18 protein-coding genes are annotated in these 19,159 nt (G+C 74.1%); 4 read left to right on the top strand and 14 right to left on the bottom strand.

All coding sequences use genetic code 11. The annotated features are described in order from the left end of the window. Positions 1–21: 21 nt before the first annotated feature. Genes DFQ13_RS30625 through DFQ13_RS30595 form a run of 7 tightly spaced genes read right to left on the bottom strand, consistent with a single transcriptional unit; the run spans position 22 to position 6,423 of the window. The gene (locus tag DFQ13_RS30625) at positions 22–1,296 is read right to left on the bottom strand and encodes a beta-ketoacyl-[acyl-carrier-protein] synthase family protein (RefSeq protein ID WP_110082324.1); all 1,275 of its coding nucleotides are present in this window, start codon (positions 1,294–1,296) and stop codon (positions 22–24) included. Next, a complete protein-coding gene (locus tag DFQ13_RS30620) occupies positions 1,293–2,900 on the bottom strand; it encodes a class I adenylate-forming enzyme family protein (protein WP_110082323.1) in 1,608 nt (535 codons plus the stop codon). The genes DFQ13_RS30625 and DFQ13_RS30620 overlap by 4 nt, the downstream gene beginning before the upstream one ends. Beyond that, a complete protein-coding gene (locus DFQ13_RS30615) occupies positions 2,897–3,439 on the bottom strand; it encodes a beta-ketoacyl-[acyl-carrier-protein] synthase family protein (protein ID WP_219994711.1) in 543 nt (180 codons plus the stop codon). Before DFQ13_RS30615 ends, DFQ13_RS30620 begins: the two co-directional genes overlap by 4 nt. After that, positions 3,436–4,491: a beta-ketoacyl synthase N-terminal-like domain-containing protein gene (locus DFQ13_RS30610; RefSeq protein ID WP_110082362.1), complete on the bottom strand. Its 1,056-nt coding sequence runs from the start codon at positions 4,489–4,491 to the stop codon at positions 3,436–3,438. The genes DFQ13_RS30615 and DFQ13_RS30610 overlap by 4 nt, the downstream gene beginning before the upstream one ends. After that, on the bottom strand, positions 4,484–4,747 hold the full coding sequence (locus DFQ13_RS30605) for an acyl carrier protein (protein ID WP_181400232.1): 264 nt from the start codon (positions 4,745–4,747) through the stop codon (positions 4,484–4,486). Before DFQ13_RS30605 ends, DFQ13_RS30610 begins: the two co-directional genes overlap by 8 nt. A 1-nt stretch (position 4,748) precedes the next feature. Further along, positions 4,749–5,012, bottom strand: a complete 264-nt coding sequence (locus DFQ13_RS30600; protein ID WP_110082322.1) for an acyl carrier protein — start codon at positions 5,010–5,012, stop codon at positions 4,749–4,751. 25 nt (positions 5,013–5,037) lie between these two features. Further along, on the bottom strand, positions 5,038–6,423 hold the full coding sequence (locus tag DFQ13_RS30595; RefSeq protein WP_233438656.1) for a class I adenylate-forming enzyme family protein: 1,386 nt from the start codon (positions 6,421–6,423) through the stop codon (positions 5,038–5,040). Between the two features lie 354 nt (positions 6,424–6,777). Here DFQ13_RS30595 and DFQ13_RS30590 point away from each other — a divergent pair, with 354 nt between their 5' ends. Further along, positions 6,778–7,869: an alpha-hydroxy acid oxidase gene (locus DFQ13_RS30590; RefSeq protein ID WP_110082320.1), complete on the top strand. Its 1,092-nt coding sequence runs from the start codon at positions 6,778–6,780 to the stop codon at positions 7,867–7,869. On the opposite strand, the gene DFQ13_RS30585 is transcribed toward DFQ13_RS30590, so the two are convergent. The 3 genes from DFQ13_RS30585 to DFQ13_RS30580 all read right to left on the bottom strand — a co-directional run bounded on the left by DFQ13_RS30585 (position 7,853) and on the right by DFQ13_RS30580 (position 10,518). Then, positions 7,853–9,070: an aminotransferase-like domain-containing protein gene (locus DFQ13_RS30585; protein ID WP_110082319.1), complete on the bottom strand. Its 1,218-nt coding sequence runs from the start codon at positions 9,068–9,070 to the stop codon at positions 7,853–7,855. The genes DFQ13_RS30590 and DFQ13_RS30585 overlap by 17 nt on opposite strands. Further along, positions 9,067–9,447 carry a hypothetical protein gene (locus tag DFQ13_RS33375; RefSeq protein WP_146241415.1) on the bottom strand — a complete coding sequence of 127 codons (381 nt, stop codon included), beginning with the start codon at positions 9,445–9,447 and terminating at the stop codon, positions 9,067–9,069. The genes DFQ13_RS30585 and DFQ13_RS33375 overlap by 4 nt, the downstream gene beginning before the upstream one ends. Before the next feature lie 132 nt (positions 9,448–9,579). Beyond that, positions 9,580–10,518: an alpha/beta hydrolase gene (locus DFQ13_RS30580; RefSeq protein ID WP_110082318.1), complete on the bottom strand. Its 939-nt coding sequence runs from the start codon at positions 10,516–10,518 to the stop codon at positions 9,580–9,582. A gap of 745 nt (positions 10,519–11,263) precedes the next feature. Between DFQ13_RS30580 and DFQ13_RS30570 the strand changes: the two genes are divergently transcribed. The 3 genes from DFQ13_RS30570 to DFQ13_RS30560 all read left to right on the top strand — a co-directional run bounded on the left by DFQ13_RS30570 (position 11,264) and on the right by DFQ13_RS30560 (position 14,166). Further along, the gene (locus tag DFQ13_RS30570) at positions 11,264–12,346 is read left to right on the top strand and encodes a branched-chain amino acid aminotransferase (RefSeq protein ID WP_110082317.1); all 1,083 of its coding nucleotides are present in this window, start codon (positions 11,264–11,266) and stop codon (positions 12,344–12,346) included. 126 nt (positions 12,347–12,472) lie between these two features. Continuing rightward, positions 12,473–13,246, top strand: a complete 774-nt coding sequence (locus DFQ13_RS30565) for a GAF and ANTAR domain-containing protein (RefSeq protein WP_110082316.1) — start codon at positions 12,473–12,475, stop codon at positions 13,244–13,246. 71 nt (positions 13,247–13,317) lie between these two features. Further along, on the top strand, positions 13,318–14,166 hold the full coding sequence (locus DFQ13_RS30560) for a peptidoglycan-binding domain-containing protein (RefSeq protein WP_110082315.1): 849 nt from the start codon (positions 13,318–13,320) through the stop codon (positions 14,164–14,166). 55 nt (positions 14,167–14,221) lie between these two features. On the opposite strand, the gene DFQ13_RS30555 is transcribed toward DFQ13_RS30560, so the two are convergent. Genes DFQ13_RS30555 through DFQ13_RS30540 form a run of 4 tightly spaced genes read right to left on the bottom strand, consistent with a single transcriptional unit; the run spans position 14,222 to position 19,078 of the window. Next, on the bottom strand, positions 14,222–15,697 hold the full coding sequence (locus DFQ13_RS30555) for a flavin-containing monooxygenase (protein ID WP_110082314.1): 1,476 nt from the start codon (positions 15,695–15,697) through the stop codon (positions 14,222–14,224). Continuing rightward, complete coding sequence (locus DFQ13_RS30550) at positions 15,694–16,581, bottom strand: patatin-like phospholipase family protein (protein WP_110082313.1); 888 nt, start codon at positions 16,579–16,581, stop codon at positions 15,694–15,696. Before DFQ13_RS30550 ends, DFQ13_RS30555 begins: the two co-directional genes overlap by 4 nt. After that, a complete protein-coding gene (locus DFQ13_RS30545; RefSeq protein ID WP_110082312.1) occupies positions 16,578–18,185 on the bottom strand; it encodes an AMP-binding protein in 1,608 nt (535 codons plus the stop codon). Before DFQ13_RS30545 ends, DFQ13_RS30550 begins: the two co-directional genes overlap by 4 nt. Further along, positions 18,185–19,078: an SDR family NAD(P)-dependent oxidoreductase gene (locus DFQ13_RS30540; RefSeq protein WP_052021511.1), complete on the bottom strand. Its 894-nt coding sequence runs from the start codon at positions 19,076–19,078 to the stop codon at positions 18,185–18,187. Before DFQ13_RS30540 ends, DFQ13_RS30545 begins: the two co-directional genes overlap by 1 nt. Positions 19,079–19,159 lie beyond the last annotated feature (81 nt).

Genomic DNA, 19,159 nt, shown 5'->3' with positions numbered 1-19,159 from the left:
GTGTGGCGGGGTCGGGCGGGGTCAGTCCGGGGTCGGTGCCGTGGTGCGGGTGCGGGTGGTGGTGGGGGCGCCCAGGAGCAGGCTCACGTTGTGCCCGCCGAAGGCGAAGGAATTGCTCAGCGCCGCCCGGACCGCGCCGGTGCGCGGGGCGCCGCGCACGTGGTCGAGCGGGCAGGCCGGGTCGGGGTCGTCGAGGTGGTGGGTCGGCGGCAGCACGCCCTCGGCGATGCTCAGCGCGGTGGCGGCGGCCTCGACCGCGCCGGAACCGCCGAGCATGTGCCCGGTCAGCGCCTTGATGGAGCTGACCGCTGGCCCGTCGTCGCCGAACACCGCGCGCAGCGCCAGCGCCTCCGCCGCGTCGCCGAGCGGGGTGGAGGTGCCGTGGGCGTTGACGTGGTCCACGTCGGACGGTCGCAGGTCCGCGTCGGCCAGGGCCCGGCGCATCACCGCGGCGGCGCCCGCGCCGTCCGGGCGCGGGGTGGTCGGGTGGTGGGCGTCGGTGGTCACCCCCCAGCCGAGCAGCCCGGCGTAGGCGGCGGCGCCGCGGGCGTCGGCGAACTCCGGGCGCTCCACCACCAGCACCCCGGCGCCCTCGGCGAGCACGAAACCGTTGCGCCGCCTGTCGAACGGCCTGCTGGACCGGCCGGGGTCCTCGGCCCAGCCCCGGGCGAGCGCGCGGGCGTTGCCGAACGCGGCGGCGACCGTCGGGTGCAGCGGGGTGTCCACACCGCCGCAGACCACCACGTCCGCGTCGCCGGAGCGCAGCAGCCGCAGCGCCTCGGCGATGGACTGGGCCCCGGCCGCGCAGGCGGTGGCCAGGCAGGCGCTGTGCCCGCGCACGCCGTGCTTGATCGCGATCCGGGCGGCGGCCATGTTCGCCAGCATCCCGGGCAGCAGGTACGGGGTCACCTTGGCCCGACCGCCGCCCGCCCGCAGCCGCGCGTACCGGTCGTAGGTCTCCAACCCGGCCCCGCCGGTGGAGACCACCACGGCCACCCGCTCGGGGTCGACGTCGGTGCCCACGGTGATCCGGGCGTCGGCGAGCGCGTCGTCCGCGGCGGCCACGGCGTAGAGCACGAACCGGTCGACCGCCAGCGACTCCCGCGCGGGCAGCACCTCGGCGGCGTCGACCTCCGGCCCGATCCCGGCCGCCTCCACCAGCCCGGCCAGCGGGTGCCCCTCGGGTGGGGTGACGATCCCGGTGCGCCCGACGCACAGCGCGTCGAACACCTCGCCCGGCTTGCGGCCCACCGGGGTGACGAGCCCGATGCCGGTGACCGCCCCCGCTCGGCTCACCGGGCGCCCAGGTCGGCCAGGTACCGCTCGCGCAGCGCCACCTTGCGCACCTTGCCCGTGGGGCCGAGCGGGATCTGCGCGTCGTCGACCACGACCACCTCGCGCAGCGTGGCCGCGACGTCCTCGCCCAGGGCCGCGCGGACGGCGGCGGTGCGGTCGAGCGCGGGGTCCGCGGCAGCGTCGAGCTGCACCAGCACGTCGGTGACCACCCCCGTTCCCGCCCGCACCGCCACCACCGTGCAGTCGGCGACGTCGGGGCAGGCGTTGAGGACGCGCTCCTCGGACATGGCGGTGTGCAGCCGCTTCCCGCCGCCGAGGTCGACCGAGTCCACGACCCGGTCCACGTGGTAGAAGTAGCCCTCGGCGTCCCGGTAGACCGCGTCGCCGGTGAGGAAGTAGCCGCGGACGCGGGTGCGGTGGGTGCTCACCGAGTCGTTCCAGTACCCCAGTGACAGCGTCGGCGACTTCGTCGCCAGCTCACCCACCTCCCCGTGCGGCAGTTCGTTGCCCCGGGCGTCCACCACGATCGGCTCGGCGAAGGCGTGCGCGCGGCCGATGCAGCGGCCGTAGCGGTCGGTCTCGGTGGTGTGGGTGTTGTGGAAGTGCGAGTGCCCCATCTCGCTGGAACCCAGGCCGTCGATGAACACCGACCCGGGCAGCCGGACCCGGCCCTCCCGGGTGAACACCGTGCGGTGGCCGTGGGAGATCAACCTGCGGATGTGCGCCTCGTGCGCGCAGTCGCCGGTGTTCCACCACAGCGACACCGAGTCCAGGTCCCGGCCGCGCAGGTCGGTCCTGGCCATCTCCGACCAGGTCGCGGCGAAGCCGAACACCCCGCTCGGGCGCCACCGCTCGATCGCCGCCACCACCGACCGGCCAGTCTGCTCCGAGAGCGCGAACAGCTCGCTGCCGCTGCACAGGGCGAGGTTGAGCGCGATCAGCGTGGCCGCGTGCGGGGCGGGCAGGGCGGAGAGGACGCGTTCGATGCCCTGGGCCTTCGGCATCCGCAGGCGGTGGCGGATCGCGGCGAAGAGGCTGGAGTGCGAGTGCGCGACCGCCTTCGGCACCCCCGTGGTCCCGGAGGAGTGGGTGATCGCCACCGGGTCGTCCCCGTGGAACCGGTACGGCTCGGGGGCGTCGGCGGGGTCGCCGGTGCCGAGGGTTTCGACGGGGGTCAGCCCCGACAGTCCGGTGCTCGACAGCGCGGCGCGGCGGGCGGCGTCGGCCAGCACGGTGACCACCCCGACCCGGTTGAGGTACAGGGCGGTGATCTCCGGTGACACCCCGGCGTTGACCAGCGCCGGGATCGCCCCCAAGCGGGCGAGGGCGAGGAAGGTCAGGACGTTCTCCCCGACGCTGCTCGCGGTGACCCCCACCGGGTCGCGCATCCCGATGCCACGGGCGTGCAGGGTGGCGGCGCGGGCGCGGACCAGTTCGTCGAGGCGGCGCACGGTGACGGCCGTCCCGGCGGGCACGCCGTCGACCTCGCGGTCGAAGGTGAGCGCGGGCCGGCCCAGGTCGAGGTCGCGCTCGACCAGCGTGGTGAGCACGTTGCCCGCGCCCAACCCGGTCTCGGCGGCCAGTGCCGCCCGGATGCTCCTCATGCCCGTCCCTCCGCCGTCACCAGCAGCGCCTCCGCGCCACCGGTCTGATCCCCGTCCTCGCCCAGCTCGGCCACCACGACCACCGCCTCGTCCGCGTCGCCCGCGTCGAACAGCAGCTCCGCGCACGCCAGCGCGTCGGCCATCGGGTCGCCGGTGGGGCTCACGCACACCACCGGACCCCCCAGTCCCCACCGGGCCGCGACGTGCCCGAGCACGGCGTTCGGGTTGGACTGGAAGAACAGCAGCGGCGGCACCCGGCGCCCGGCCGCCACCGCCTCGGTCACGATCCGCAGGGTCGTGGTGTCCCCGCGCGCGCTGGCCAGCACCAGCCCCGTGCGCGCGGCCCGCGCCGGGTCGGCGGGCGGCTCGCCGTGGTGCACCCGCAGGCAGCGCTCGGCCACCGCGGCCACCAGCGGGGTGAAGTCCGACAGGATGAACCCGGGGATCGACGGCAGCGTGTCCACATCGGACTCCGGCCACCTGGCGTCGACGACCCGGGCGCCCAGGGTCGCCTCGGCGGTGCTCCGGGTGCCGGTCACGGCGCACCGACCAGCAGCGCGGTGTTGGCCCCGCCGAACGCGGAGTTCAGGGTCAACGCGTAGCGCGGCGCGGCGACCCTGGGTTCAAGGACCAGGTCCAGCTCGCAGGCCGGGTCCGGGCCGAGGTACCCGGCGTTCACCGGCAGCCTGCCCTCGCCCAGCGCGAGGACGGTCACCACCAGCTCCACCAGCCCGGAGGCCTCCAGCGCGTGCCCGTGCACGGACTTGGTGGAGCTGACCGGCACCGGCGCGCGGGCGAACACCCGGCGCAGCGCGGCCACCTCGGCGGCGTCGTTGAACTCGGTGCCGGTCCCGTTGGCGTTGACGTAGCCCACCTCCGCCGGGTCGACCCCACCGCGCTCCAGGGCGGTCCCGATCGCACGGGCCAGCCCGCCGCCGTCCGGGGCGGGCTTGACCACGTGGTGCCCGTCGCCGGTGCGACCCCAGCCCTCGATCGTCGCGAGTGGACTTGAGGTGTTCGGGGTGAGCAGCACCGCGGCCACCCCGTCGCCGAGGACCATGCCCTGGCGGCCCCGGCTGAACGGCCGCGCCCGGCCGTCGCGGGCCAGCGCCCGGCCCGCGTCGAACAGGCCGAACATGGCAGGCTCCACCAGGTACCCCGCCGCCACAACCACCCGCTCCGCCCGGCCGGTGCGCAGCACCGTGGCGGCGTCGGCCACCGCCGTGCTCGCCGCGACGCAGGCGTTGGTGTAGGTCCTGGGCACCCCCGCCACCCCGGTCCCGGCGACCACCGCGGCGGCCACCTCGGCGTTCGCCGCGTCGGCGTGCGCGGCGAGCAGGACCGGGGTGGCGGCCCGCTGCGCCGCGGTGAGCCCGGCGCAGACCTCCGCGACCACCCCGGTCAACTCTTCGGCCAGGTCCGGGCACCCGGGCAGGGTGGCGGCCCGGTCGGTGCGGCGGCCCGCGGTGTCGAACCGGGTGACCGGCGCGAACGCGGGCGTGCCCGCGAACCCCGCGCCCAGCAGCCCGGCGCCGCCCCGGCCGAAGCCGGTGCGCACCGCCACCGCCGCCACCGCCACCCGCTCAACCACCCGCTCGACCACCGGTCGCCGCCGGGAGCACCGCGCGCAGCGCGTCCACCGCCCCGGTGACCGTGGCCATGCCCGCGAACACCTCGTCGGTCAGCTCCAGCTCCACGCCGTAGCGCTGCTCGACCTGCGCCACCAGCCAGGTCAGCTCCAGCGAGTCCAGCTTCTCGCCGACCTCACCCGGCGCGCGGTCGCGGTAACCGGCGACCATGGCCAGCACCGCGTCGCGGTCGGGGGGCGGGATCTGCGCGGCGGCCATCTCAGGCGGACGCCTCGGCGACCGGCAACCGCGCCACGACCGCCGCCGCGTACTCGTCGAGGGTCATCAGCGCCAACCCCTCGGCCTCCTCGTCGTCGAAGGCCACCCCGAACTCGTCCTCGACCCGCACCGCCAACTCGGCCATCCCCAGCGACTCCATGTCCAGGCCCGCCGGACCCAGCTCACTGTCCCCGGTCACGTCGCCGACGTCGTAGTTCATCTCCGCCAGCGCGGCCACGACGAACTCGCGCACCTTGTCCCTCATCGGGTGTCCTCCCTCGTGCCGGACCTCATGCCTGGGCGGCGGTCGCCGCCACCGCGCCCGCCCGGTCCCGCGCGGCGCGCAGGACCACGGGGTCGCGGACGATCTTCCCGGTGGCCGTCCTGGGCAGGACGGGCAGCACCACCAGCTCGCGCGGGCGCTTGAACGCCGCCAGCCGCCCGGCCAGCGCCGCCTCCACCGCCTCGACCGCGCCACCCCCGGACAGCACCAGGTACGCGCGCACGGTGCCGTCGAACAGCACCACCGCCTCCGCGACACCGTCCACCCCGGACAGGATCTGCTCGACCTCGGTCAGGTCGACCTTGAGGCCGCCCACGGAGATCTGCGAGTCCAACCGCCCCAGCACGGTCACGTCCCCGGTGCCCGGGTCGACCGCGCCCGCGTCGCGGGTGCGCAGCCAGCCGTCGACGAACCGGGTCGGGTCGGCCAGCCCGAGGTACGGGGAAGCGGGCACCCGCAACCACAGCTCGCCGCCGTCGGCCTTGAGCTCCACGCCGTGCGCGGGCCGCACCGCGGGCCACAGGTCGCCGTCGAGGTCGGTGGCGATCACCCCGACCTCGGTCATCCCGTACATGGTGCCCAGCGGCACCCCGAAGCGCTCGCGGAAGCGCGGCGGCACCTCCGGGCGCACCAACTCCCCCGCCACGACCATGCGGCGCAGCAGCGGCACGGGCGCGGGCTCCGGGCCGGAGGTCAGCAACTCGGCGTGGAACGGCACACCGAGCACCGTCGCGGGCGTGTCCCCGCCCGCGACCGCGGCGAGGATGCCCTCGGCGGTGAGCCTGCGCGGGAACACCAGCTCGGCACCCGCGTGCAACCCGTTGAGCAGACCGCCGACCAGGCCGAGGACGTGCACCACGGAGGCCAGCACCACGACCCGCTCACCGCGCCGGGGAAACCCCGGCAGCCGGTCGTAGCGGTCGAGTTCGGCCACCAGGTCCCCGGCGGTGCGGGCGATGACCTTGGAGGCGCCGGTGGACCCGGAGCTGAACTGCACCAGGGCATGCGGCGTGCGCGCGGGCAGACCACCGGGGCGCGCGGCGACCGAGGACACGACCTCGGCGTAGCCGCACAACCGGTGCCCCCGGGAACTGACGACGCCCACGACGAACTGGGCGGCGACGCGGTCGAGCGCGCCCGCCACCTCGTGCTCGGTCAACCGGTGGTCCAGCAGCGCCACCTGGGCGCCGATCCGCCACCCGGCGAGCAGCACGGCCACGAACTCCAACGACGGCGGCAGTCGCAACGCGACGGTGCCACCCGCGCCCAACCCCGCCGCGCGCAGCGCCGCCTCCCGCTCGCCGACCACCGCGCGCAGCGCCGCCCGGTCGACCGGGGACACCAGCCGCAGGCACACCTCGCCGGGGTCCCCGGCGAGCAGAACGGTGTCCACCCATTCCCCGGCGGAAAACGGGGACGGGTCCGAGAAGAAATCGGCGTGCGTCATCGAAACCTTTCATTGACCCGGGTGGGCCGAATGTCGCATCGACTCAATTACCGTCCGACTGGCAGGAACAATCGCATAGGGACCAGCCCGCGTCAATGTCGACCGTAAGGAGTAGCCCGCACTCGCCCGTACGACCGTTTTCCCAGTTGCGGCAGGGTGTCCACGGTCCGACCCCGCCCACGTCGAGCAGCGTAGAGTGACCGGGGGGAGCGGTGCGTGGCCGACCCCCGCAACCGTGTGGAATTAACCGGATATCGACCATTCTCTTCACTGGAGGGCATTGTGCGTCCGAACGGCGCAATGGGCGGCGGGAAAAAGGCGAAACCCGACCGACTGGCCGACTTCGCCGCCGCGGCGGCCGCCACCCTGCCGGGTGAGGTGTGGGACTACCTCGACGGCGGGGCCGGTGCGGAGTGGACACTGCGGGAGAACACCGCCGCCTTCGCCCGCCGCACCCTGCGCCCCCGGGTGCTCACCGACGTGTCCCGGGTGTCCCCCGCCACCACCCTGCTCGGCGCGGCCCTGCCACACCCGATCGGCATCGCCCCCACCGCCTACCACCGCCTGGCCCACCCGGACGGCGAGGTCGCCACCGCCACCGGCGCGGCGGGCGCGCTGCACGTCGTCAGCATGTTCGCCAGCACCCCGCTCGCCGACATCGCCGCCGCCGCATCCGGTCCACTGTGGATGCAACTCTACTGGCTGCGCGACCGGACCGTGCTCCTCGACCTCGTCCGCCGCGCCGAGGCCGCCGGGTTCAACGCCCTGGTCCTGACCGTCGACACCCCCACCGTGGCCCGGCGGCCCCGCGACGCGCGCAACGGGTTCACCGTACCCCCGGGCGTCGCGGCGGTGAACGTGGCCGCGTCGGTGATGGCGAGCAGCCACGTCGCCCAGGACGGCAGCTCCGCGATCGAACGGCACTCGCGCGAGCAGTTCGACCGGACCACCACCTGGGCCGACCTGGCCTGGCTGCGCGAACGGTCACCGCTGCCCCTGGTGCTCAAGGGCATCCTGACCGCCGAGGACACCCGACTCGCCCGAGCGCACGGCGTCGACGCCGTCATCGTGTCCAACCACGGCGGCCGCCAACTCGACGGCGCCCCCGCCACCGTCGACGCCCTCACCGAGGTGGTCGACGCGGCAGCCGGACTCCCGGTGCTGCTCGACGGCGGCGTGCGCAGCGGCCGGGACGCCCTGGTCGCCCTGGCCCTGGGCGCCCGCGCCGTGCTGCTGGGCCGCCCCGTCGTCTGGGGCCTGGCGCACGCGGGCGCGGACGGCGTCCGCGCGGTGCTGGACCTGGTCGTCGACGAGCTGACCGAGGCCATGACCCTCACCGGCCGACCGACCCTCGCCGACCTCGACCGCAGCGCGGTCAGCGGGACCCGATGAACGCCGCCAGCCTGCGCACCCCCTCCACCAACTCCTCCGGGTCGACGTAGCTGCACGACAGCCGCAACCGGTCCCGCCCACCACCGTCGAGGTGGAAGGACTCCATCGGCGTCCACAGCACCCCGAACTCCCGCGCCGACACCTCCAGCGCGGCGGCGTCCGCCGCGAACGGCACGGTCAGCACGGCGAAGAACCCACCCGCCGGGGTGTTCCACCGCACCCCCGACCCCGGCGGGAAGTGCCGCCCCAACTCCGCGAGCAACAACGCCATGTTCCGCCGGTAGAACGCGATCCCCTCCGCGTTCGCCTCCCGCAACCGACAACCCGACCGCACCAACAACCCCCCGATCACCGCCTGGCTCAACGACGGGGTGTTCACCGTGGTCATGCTCTTCACCTGCGCCAACGCGTCAGCCAGCAGCGAGGTCGACCCATCGGCGGCCACCACCCGCTGGTCGGCGAGCACGTACCCCAGCCGGGCACCGGGGAAGCAGGTCTTCGCGAACGACCCGATGTGCACCACAGACCGATCCCGGTCGAGCGCCTTGAGCGTCGGCACCCGCACGTCGACACCGGTGAAGAACCCGTACGGGTTGTCCTCCACCACCAACAACCCCTCGGCCGCCGCGAGCGCCAGCAACCGCTCCCGCTGCGCCACCGACATGCTCGCCCCCGACGGGTTGGCGAAATCGGGCACCACGTACAGCGCCCTCGGCCGCCGCCCCGCCGCCCGCACCCGCCCGACCGCCTCGGCCACCCGCCCCACGTCCAACCCCGCATCGGTCTCCGGCACGGGTTCGAACGGGATGCCCAACAGCCGAGCGGCCCCGGTGATCCCGACATAGCAGGGGGAGGCGACCAGCAGCACGTCATCCGGGTCGGCGAACAGCGCGCGCAGGACCAGCAGCATCCCCTCCTGCGCCCCCACCGTCACCACCACGGCGTCGGCCGGGACGTGGATGCCCTCGTCGTTGGCCACGGTCCGGGCGATGAGGTCGTGGATCTGCCCCTTGGTGCGGCCGTACTGGAATAGCGCGGTGCGCACCTGCCCCCGGTCCAGGCCCTGGGCGTGCAGGTGGTCGCGGTAGGCGGCGAGGTTTTCAGCGATGCTGTCCGGGTCGAAGAGCTTCTCGTACGGCCTGCCCGGGGCGAAGGAGATGGCCTCGGGGAAGCGGGCGGTGACCTCGTTGAGGAAGGTCATGGCCGACAGCAGCGGATCGGACAGGCTGCGGTGCAGCTCCGCGAGCCGCAGATCGGCGGCGCGGGGTTCAGCGGCACGAGGGTCGGCGGGGCGCGGGCAGGCGAAGTGCGGATCGGCGGAGAGCGGCCCGGAGGGGCGCGAACCGGCCGAAGGCGGTTCGACAGAGGGCGAGCCGAAAGGGCGGGCCTCGGGGGCACGCGGGTCAGCGGCACGCGGGTCAGCGGCACGCGGGTCAGCGGCACGCGGGTCAGCGGCACGCGGGTCAGCGGCACGCGGGTCAGCGGCACGCGGGTCAGCGGCACGCGGGTCAGCGGCACGCGGGTCAGCGGCACGCGGGTCAGCGGCACGCGGGTCAGCGGGGGGCGGGTCAGCGGCACGCGGGTCAGCGGGGGGCGAACCGGAGGTGCGGGTCTCGTCGGTGTGCGGGTGGGCGGCGCGGAGATCGGCGGTGGGCCTGCCGTCGGGGTGCGGGTCGGCCGCGCGGGGGCCGGGGCCGGGAACCAGGCCGGTCATCCCGCGTCCGCCGCGAACGCCGCGCGCAGCCGGTCGGCGGCGGCCCGCATGGCGTGCCCGGCGGCGTCGACGGTGCCGAACATGGCGAAGAACCCGTGCGCCATCCCGTCGTACCGGGTCAGGTCGACGGCCACCCCGGCTTCCCGCAGGCGTTCGGCGTAGCGCTCCCCCTCGTCGCGCAGCGGGTCGTACTCGGCGGTGATGACCGTGGCCGGGGGCAGGCCGGAGAGGTCCGGCTCCTTGAGCGGTGAGGCCAGCGGGTTCTCCCCGTCCTCGGGGGAAGCCAGGTAGTGCCCCCAGTACCAGGCCACGGAGTCCCGGTTGAACAGGTACCGATCGGTGCTCTCCCGCAGGGAAGCGGTGTCCGCCCCATACTCGGTGTTGGGGTAGACGAGCAACTGGTGCACCAGCCCGACCCCCCGCTCCCGAGCCACCAGGGTCACCGCCGCAGCCAGGTTCCCCCCGGCACTGTCCCCACCCACGGCCACCCGGCCCGCATCCACCCCCAACTCCCCGGCGTGCTCCCCCACCCAGGCAGTCGCCGCAGCACAATCGTGCACAGCGGCGGGGAACCTGTGCTCCGGGGCCAACCGGTACCCCACGGAAACGACGACACACCCCGCCGCGTTCGCCAGCCGCCTGCAAATGGCGTCCGCCGTCTCGATCGTCCCCAGCGTCCACCCCCCGCCGAAGAAGTAGACGAGCACCGGGAGCACCCCCGCCCCCGGCCGGTAGACCCGAAGCCGGATCGCCCCACCCGGCCCCGCGATCTCCCGCTCCCCCACCTCGGCCACGACCTCCCGAGCACCCTCATTGTCCCGAATGGACTTGAGGTCCTCCGCCCGCGCCTCGGCCAACGACAACTCGTAGAGCGGAACGACCCCGTTCTCCGCCCGAAGCTCGCGGTGGCGGAGAACCTGCGAATCCAAAGGCATGGAAGAACTCCCGGGAGAAGTGCGGGTGCGACCACGCGTGCGCCGCGACCACACCCACACCGCACCCGGTCACACAAGTGGTGTGGACCGAAGGGAACTCAGACCTCGCGGACGCTGCGCATCGACAACACCTCCCGCCCACACCGGAGCACGGTCAACTGCCGCGTGAGTATATGCGGGTCCCGACACCCCGGTCGATACGCCGAAAACAGCAACCCCACCACTGAGCCGAACAGCCCATCCATCCATTGTGGACACACCTTCCCCACCTGTTCCACCAGGGGGACCAGCCCGGACCGACAATCCCGAAACCTCCCCACCAACCCACCCCGCGAACAGTCGCCACCCAACCACCCCGGCACTCCCCGACCACCCGACGATCCCACCCCCGAACCGCCGCCCCGGCGGCAAACCACCCGAAACCCCACCGAGCACAGCCACCTCCCACCCGGCCAACTTCCCGCCACCGAACCGCCCACCCGGCCAACCTCCCACTCCCAAACCGCCCACCCCGCCAACCTCCCACCCGGCCAACCCACCATCCCGCCAATCGCCCGACTGCGACTGCGACTGCGGCTGCGGCTGCGGCTGCGGCTGCGGCTGCGGCTGCGGCTGCGGCTGCGCCGAGCGGATCACCCCACCCCACCTCTACCCCACTCAGGACCACTGGCTATCAAGATAGGAAATAGAAAATACCGATCACCAGCTCGCATCCCCCGCCCACCCCCACCGCTAGGATTCGCCCATGACCGCCGTCTTCCCGCTGCACCGCACCACCCGCCCGACCCCCGACCCGGACCGGGACGCGATCCTGGCCGACCCGGGTTTCGGCACCCACTTCACCGACCACATGGCCTCCGCCACCTGGACCCCCGACGCGGGCTGGCACGGCCACCGGATCGGCCCCGTCACCCCGTACACCCTGCACCCCGGCGCCGCCGTGCTGCACTACGCGCAGGAGGTGTTCGAGGGGCTCAAGGCGTACCGGCACGCCGACGGGAGCGTCTGGCTGTTCCGCCCGGAGATCAACGCCGCCCGGTTCGCCCGGTCGGCGCGGCGGTTGTCGTTGCCGGAGGTGTCCGAGGCGGAGTTCCTGGCGGGCGTCGAGGAACTGGTGCGGGCCGACGAGGCGTGGGTGCCCGCGTTCGGCGGGGAGCAGAGCCTGTACCTGCGGCCGTTCATGTTCGCCAGTGAGACGTTCCTGGGCGTGCGGCCCGCGCACCGGGTGGAGTACTCGGTGATCGCCTGCCCGGCGGGGATGTACTTCTCCTCCGGGTCGGGGGTGACGCTGTGGATCAGCACGACCTTCACCCGGGCGGCGGCGGGGGGCACGGGGGAGGCCAAGTGCGGCGGCAACTACGCGGCGAGCCTGGCCGCCCAGACCGAGGCGCACGAGCACGGGTGCGACCAGGTCCTCTACGTCGACGGTGTGGAGCACGAGTGGTTGGAGGAGTCGGGCACGATGAACGTCTGCCTGGTGACCTCCGACGGTGAGCTGGTCACCCCGCCGCTGGGGACGATCCTGGAGGGCGTCACCCGCGACAGCATGTTGGCGCTGGCGGGCGAGCACGGGCTGACCGCCGTGCAGCGGCCGGTGAGCGTCACCGAGTTGCGGGAGCGGTGCGCGGACGGGTCGGTCACCGAGGTGTTCGCGGCCGGGACCGCCGCGGTGATCACGCCGATCGTCGGGTTCAAGGGGGCCGACCTGGACGTCCGGGTGGGCGGTGGCGCTCCGGGGAAGACGACGTTGGCGCTGCGGGAGCACATCCTGGACCTGCAGTACGGCCGAGTGGCGGACACCCGGGGGTGGCTGCGCCGCGTCGTCTGAGCGTTGCCCGGGGAGAACCGCCCCCACCTGCGCAGACGGCGCCGGGCGGGGCGCGCGGGCGTGTCGCTCGTCGCTGCGGTTCCGGGTGGGCGGGCACGTAGGGTGTGCGGGGGCGAAAGGTGAAGGATGGCTGGGAACGAGGGCGTGCTCGGGATGCCGCTGACCGCGGGGATGGACGACGCCGAGGTCAGCGCCGGGATGCTGGCGGTGCAGTTCGCCGGGCTGACCAGGGCGCTGGTGGCGGCGGGGAGCGTGGCGGAGGTGCTGCGGCGGGTGGTGGCCGCCGCCAAGGAGGTCATCCCGGCGGCGGACGTGGTGTCGGTGACGCTGCGCGGCCCGGACGGGAGCTTCCACACCCCCGTGGAGACCGACCCGGTGGCGGTGCAGCTCGACGAACTCCAGTACGCCCTGGGTGAGGGGCCCTGCGTGGACGCGGCGGCCCCGGAGGGGCCCGCCTACACCCTCAGCGACCACATGGCCGACGAGCCGCGCTGGCCGCGGTTCGGGCGGGCAGCGGCGGAGCGCGGCTACGGTTCGATGTTCGCGGTGGCCCTGCTGACCGACAACCGCCCCGTATCCGGCGCCCTGAACGTCTACTCCGGGGGCCGCGGCGCCCTGACCCCCACCGACATCGACACCGGTCTCCTGCTGGCCACGCACGCCTCCCTGGCCCTGGCGCACACCCAGGCGGTGGAGTTCGCCGAGCTGCGGGTCGCCCAGCTCACCCGGGCGATCGAGACCCGGGACGTGATCGGCCAGGCCAAGGGCATCCTCATGCAGCGCAGGGGCATCGACGCCGACGAGGCCTACGAGGTGCTGCGGCGGACCTCCCAGCAGCTCAACGTGAAGCTGTTCGAGATCGCCGAGGCCCTCGCCCACCGCGGCGGCGAACTCCAGTGACCCACTGAACCGGTGCGCGTGACCCCTACGGCCCCTTGCCCGGCTCCGCCGGACTCGCTTGGCTGGCGGACATGTCGGGACGACGGATAGCACTGGTGTTGACCGCGCTGCTGGGTGTGGTGGGGCTGGCCTCGCCCGCCCAGGCGGCCTTGCCCGGGGTGGACATCAAAGCAGTGGACATGGCGGTGGTCGATATGGAAGCGGTGCTCAAGGCCGCGCAGATCGACCCCCGCAGGCCGGACTCCGCGCTGACCCCCGGTAGCAAGGACAGTGTCCTGCTGGTCGAGCGGGCGCTGAACGCGAAGGGGCTGCTCACCTCGGGGTACGTCGACGGGCACTTCGGCACGAAGACGGTGGAGGCGTACGCCGCCTACCAGCGCTCGCTGGGCTACACCGGCATCGACGCCTCCGGCCTGCCCGGTCAGACCTCGCTGAAGAGCCTGGGCACCAACCGCTACACGGTGACCAGGGTCGTCACCGCGGGCACCCGGGTCACCTTCCGCGGCGCCACGGTGAACACCCGCACCAGGGCCATGCTGGTGGAGGCCGAGCGCCTGCTGAACCGGCAGTTGGTCATCACCCAGGGCTCGTACAACCCCGGCGGTGACCCCACCTCCGCGGGCACCCACGACGGCGGTGGTGTGGTGGACCTGTCGGTGTCCGGCATGACCGCGGCGACCCGCACCTCGGTGGCCAGGGTGCTGCGCCAGGTCGGTTTCGCCGCCTGGGTGCGCACCCCCGCCCAGGGTGACTGGGCCTACCACATCCACGCGGTGGCCCTGGGCGACCCGGACCAGTCGACCCCCGCCCAGCACCAGTCCGGCGACTACTACCTGGGCTTCAACGGCCTGGCGAACCACGGCGCCGACGACGGCCCCGTGGTCACCCCGAAGGTCACCTGGGAGGAGTACCAGCGCTGACCGCCGACGCGCCCGCACCGCTCGCCGGTGCGGGCGCTCCCGCGTCCACGGTGGATCAGCCCGCCTGGGCCGGTTCGTCGGCGGTGGTGGGGGTGAAGGCGCGCGGGTCGAAGGTGCCGACCCGGCGGCGCAGGCGCGGGGTCGACCAGGGCCAGATGAAGCTGTTGCGGCCGTTGGCGTCGAGGTAGTAGCTGCGGCACCCGCCGGTGTTGTAGACCGTGGTGGCCACGGCCTGCTGGACCTCGGCGTTGTAGGCGTCCTGCACCTCGGGGCGCACCGACATGGTCTGCCAGCCGTGCGCCCTGGCGTGGGCGATGGCGTCGCCGACGTAGTCCAGTTGCGCCTCCAGGATCATGAACGCCGACGAGTGGCCGGTGCCCAGGTTCGGCCCCAGCAGGGTGAACGCGTTCGGGAACCCGGCCGTCACGCTGCCCAGGTACGCCTGCGGGCTGCCCCGCCAGTGCTCGCCGAGGGTGCGGCCCCCGCCGTCGCGGAGCAGGTCGGCCAGGGGCATGTCGAGGATGTGGAAGCCGGTGCCCAGGATGATCGCGTCGACCTCGGTGGTGGTCCCGTCGGCGGCGACCACGGTGCTGCCGCGCACCTCGGCGACCTCGCTGGGGACCACGGTGACGTTCGGCCGGGTCAGCGCGGGCAGGTAGGCGTTGGAGAACAGCAGCCGCTTGCACCCGATGGTGTAGTCGGGGGTCAGCGCGGCCCGCAGGGCGTCGTCGCGCACCCGCGCCCGGAGGTGGGCGCGGCCGATGGCCTGGATGGCGCGCATGAGGCCGGGGTGGCGGAAGCCGGTGCCCAGGGCCTCCATGACCCCGTACTCGGCCCCGCGCAGCCACCGCTGCACGACCGGGAACGCCCCCATCAGCCGCCGCACCGCCCGCGCGACCCGCACGTCCGGCTTGGGCAGCACCCACTGCGCGGTGCGCTGGAACAGGTGCAGCGCGGCCACCCTGGGCGCGATCTCCGGCACGAACTGCACCGCTGAGGCCCCGGTGCCCAGCACGGCGACCCGCTTGCCGGTCAGGTCGAAGTCGTGGTTCCAGCGGGCGGAGTGGAAGATCTCCCCGGGGAAGCCCGCCAGCCCGGGGATGTCGGGCACCAGCGGCTCGTTCCACGGGCCCGGCGCGGCGATCAGGAACCGGGCGTCGTACTCGCCGTCGGTGGTCTCCAGCCGCCAGCGCGCCGCCGCCGGGTCCCAGCGGGCGCCGAACATCTCCACGCCGAACCGGGTGTGCTCGGCGATCCCGTTGCGGCGGGCCACGTCCCGCAGGTAGGCCAGGATTTCCGGCTGGGTGCCGTAGACCCGGGACCAGTCGGCGTTCGGCTCGTCGCTGTAGGAGTACAGCGCCGAGGGGACGTCGCAGGCGCAGCCGGGGTAGGTGTTGGCCCGCCAGGTGCCGCCGAAGTCGTCGGCCTTCTCCAGCACGGCGAAGTCGACCCCCAGCCGCTTGAGCCGCACGGCGGCGCCGATGCCGGAGCACCCCGCGCCCACGACCAGGACCTCGAACGACCGGCTCATCTCTCCCCCGTGACCGTGGTGCGCAGCGCTGCCTCCAGCGTCGCCGGAACGCGGCGCCGGTCCATGAAGTTGGGCCCCATCACGGCCAGGGCCTCCGCGGTCGGTTCGACCCGCCGCACCCGGACCCCGGTCTCGCGCAGGACCGCCACCTCGGCGTCGAGCCGCCGGGTCATCGGGCGCCGCAGCACCCGCTCGACCCGGTCGATCCCGCGCGCGGGCACCGGCCCGGAGGAGGTCATCGGCGCGACCACGACCACCTCGTCCAGCCCGAACGGCACCAACAGGTCCGCCGAGGTGGGTGAGACCACCCCGCCATCGATGTACTCCCGCCCGCCCACGGTGACCGGTGGGAACCAGCCGGGGATGGCCCAGGACGCGGCGATGGCGTGGCCCAGCGGTTCGCGCAGCGGCACCCGCTTGCCGGTGCGCCGGTCGGCGGCCACCAGCATCAGGTTCGGGTGGCGCACCGACGGCGCCAGCGCCTCGCCGAGGCGCAGCAGCCAGGAGGCGTCGCCGGTGCCGATCGGCAGCAGCCCGGCCGCGGCGGCGGTGCCGTCGACCCGGCCGCGGGCGCGGGCGCGCAGCAGGCCGGGGGCGGCGAACCCGGGGCGCGGCAGCGGCGGCACCCCGCTCGGGCCCGCGGCGAAGTGCTCCAGCAGCAGCGCGGGCGCACCGGGGTCGCCGAGCCGGGCGGCGAGGACGTCGTCGAGGTCGAACCCGGCGGCCAGGATCGCCGCCAGCTCCGCGCCGCCGGAGGTCCCGACGACCACCTCCGCCGAGGCGGGGTCCCAGTCGAGTTCCCGGCGCAGCGAGTGCAGCGCGGCCACCGACCAGGCCAGGCCCAGGGTGCCGCCGCAGCCGAGCACCAGTCCGCGTCGGGTCATGACGGCAGCTCCCGCTTCAGCAGCTTCCCGGTGGGGGTGCGCGGCAGTTCACCCAGGAACCGGATCTCCCTGGGCACCTTGTACCGGGCCAGGTTCGCCTTGACGTGGGCGGTCAGCGCCTCGGCCGGGGGCTGCTCGCCCCTGGTCACGACGAAGGCGACCAGCCGCTGCCCGTACTCCTCGTCGTCCACGCCGAGCACGGCCACGTCGGCGACCGAGGGGTGCCGGGCCAGGCAGTCCTCGACCTCCTGCGGGTACACGTTCTCCCCGCCGGAGACGATCATATCGTCGGCGCGGCCCTCGACGTAGAGCCTGCCCGCCGCGTCGAGCCTGCCCAGGTCGCCGGTGTCCATCAGGCCGTCGACGACCTCCTTGGTGGCCCCGGTGGCGTGGCCCTCGAAGTGGCCCTGCCCGCCGACGAAGATGGTGCCGGAGCGGCCGTCGGGGACCGGGACGCGGTTGTCGTCGAGGATGCGCACCGGCACGCCGATGGTCGGCCTGCCCACCGTGCCCGCCCCGGCGCGCAGGTCGGCCGGGGTGGCCAGGGCGGCGATGCCGATCTCGCTGGAGCCGTAGCCGTTGTAGAGCACGTCGCCGAACTCGGCCATGAACCGCTCGGCCAGCTCCGGGCGCAGCGCCGACCCGCCGGACAGGACGGTGCGCAGGCTGCGCCGGTCGTGCGCGCGGCGCACCGGCTCGGGCAGGGCGAGCACCCGTTGCAGCATGACCGGGACCATGGCCACGAACGCGACCCGGTGCGCGGCGACGTCGGCCAGCGCCTGCTCCGGGTCGAACCGGCGGCGCAGCACCACCGGGCAGCGCACGAACAGCGCCAGCGCCCAGATCGCCAGGCCGAAGCCGTGGAACAGCGGCACCGCCACCGACACCGGGTCCCCGGAGCGCAGACCGGTGCGGCGGATGATGGTCACCGCCGGGCTGAGCACGGCCATCGGGCTGAGCTTGCGGGCGGCGCCCTTGGGGGTGCCGGTGGTGCCCGAGGTGAGGATGGTGACCTTGCCCGCGGGGACCTTGCCCTGGGGCACGAACGGGGTGTGCTCGGCGGCGAGTTCGTCGATGGTGGGCACCGGCAGGTCCTCGCCGTCGTGCCAGCCGACCAGGGTGGGGACCTCGCCGGTGGGCACCAGCGGCAGGAACTCCGCGTCGGTGATGAGCAGGTCGGGCTTGACCCGCTCCCACACCCCGGCGAGCTGCGGGCCGGAGAACTCGGTGTTCAGGTAGACCACGTTCGCCCCCAGCCGGGCGGCGGCGACGGTGGCGGCCACCCAGCCGCGGTGGTTGCGGCACAGGATGGCCAGGGTGGCGCCCTGGGCGGGGCGGTAGCGCTCGGCGATGCCCTGGGTGAGCCGGGCGGCCAGGTCGTCGAGCTGGGCGAAGGTGAGCGACCCGGCGTCGTCGACCAGGCCGGGGGCGTCCGGGCGGTGCTCGGCGGCGAGGGCGAGCAGGGTGGCCGCGGAGGTGCCGGTGGTGCGCAGCGCGCGGGCCGAGGCGCGCAGGTGCCGGGGTCTGGCCTGCCGGGCCAGGCCGGTGGAGGCGAGCGCGGCGACGGCGTTGCCCAGCACCGCCGCGGTCGGGGGGAGGGGCATCAGCGGAGTTCCTTTCGCCTGCGGCCGAGCGCGAACCGCTTGCTCACGACGGCTTCCAGCGGCCTGCGGACCGCGGCGGTGGCGACCTCGGCCACGTCCGCCCACCACGGACTGATCTTGGCCGGGCGGTCCACGATGGCCCGGCAGACGATCTCCGCGGCCTCCTCGGGGCTCATGCCGGGGATGTTGTCGAAGGTCTTGGTGGGCGCGGACATCCGCGTCTTGATCAGTGCCATGTAGATGGACGTGGCGGTGACGTGGTCGCTGGCCGCCTCCGAGGCGACGCTGCGGAAGAACACGTCGAAGGCGGTCTTGGACGCCTGGTAGGCCGCCCAGCGCGGGGCGGGCGGGATGCGCACGCCGATGGTGGAGATGTTGACCAGGTGCCCCTCGCCGCGGGCGCGCATCGACGGCAGCAGGCCGAGGAGGAGCTTGACCGGGCCAAGGTAGTTGATCGCCATGGTGCGCTCGAAGTCGTGCATCCGGTCGTAGGAGTCCGAGATCGACCGCCGGATCGACTTGCCCGCGTTGCTGACCACCACGTCCACGTGCCCGTGCTCGGCCAGCACCCGCTCGGTGAGCGCCGCCACGGCGTCCATGTCGGTGAGGTCGGTGGGGTAGGCGTGGGCGGTGCTGCCCGCGTCCGCGAGGTCCTTGACCACCTCCCGCAGCGCGTCGCGGGTCCTGGCCACCAGGAGCACGGTGGCCCCCGCGTGGGCCAGGCGGCGCGCCGTGGCCTCACCCAACCCGAAGGAGGCGCCGGTCACCAGTACGATCTTGCCGTGGACCGCGTCGCGCAATGCCCGCTCGTCGACCCCACCGCGCGGATTGGTCAGCCAATCCGCCACCGGGCCCCGGGTCAGTGCCGCCAGCACCGGGTTGATGCCTGCCATGTTCCCCGCCCGCCGTTGGGATAATATGGGAATTTGAATACCCGTACGATCCATTCCTTGTCAACCTGTAGAGTTGAGCAC

The organism is Actinokineospora spheciospongiae (assembly GCF_003182415.1).
Classification (GTDB): Bacteria; Actinomycetota; Actinomycetes; order Mycobacteriales; family Pseudonocardiaceae; genus Actinokineospora; species Actinokineospora spheciospongiae.
The sequence above is the reverse complement of the archived record's forward strand: the minus strand, read 5'-3'. Positions and strand labels throughout refer to the sequence as shown.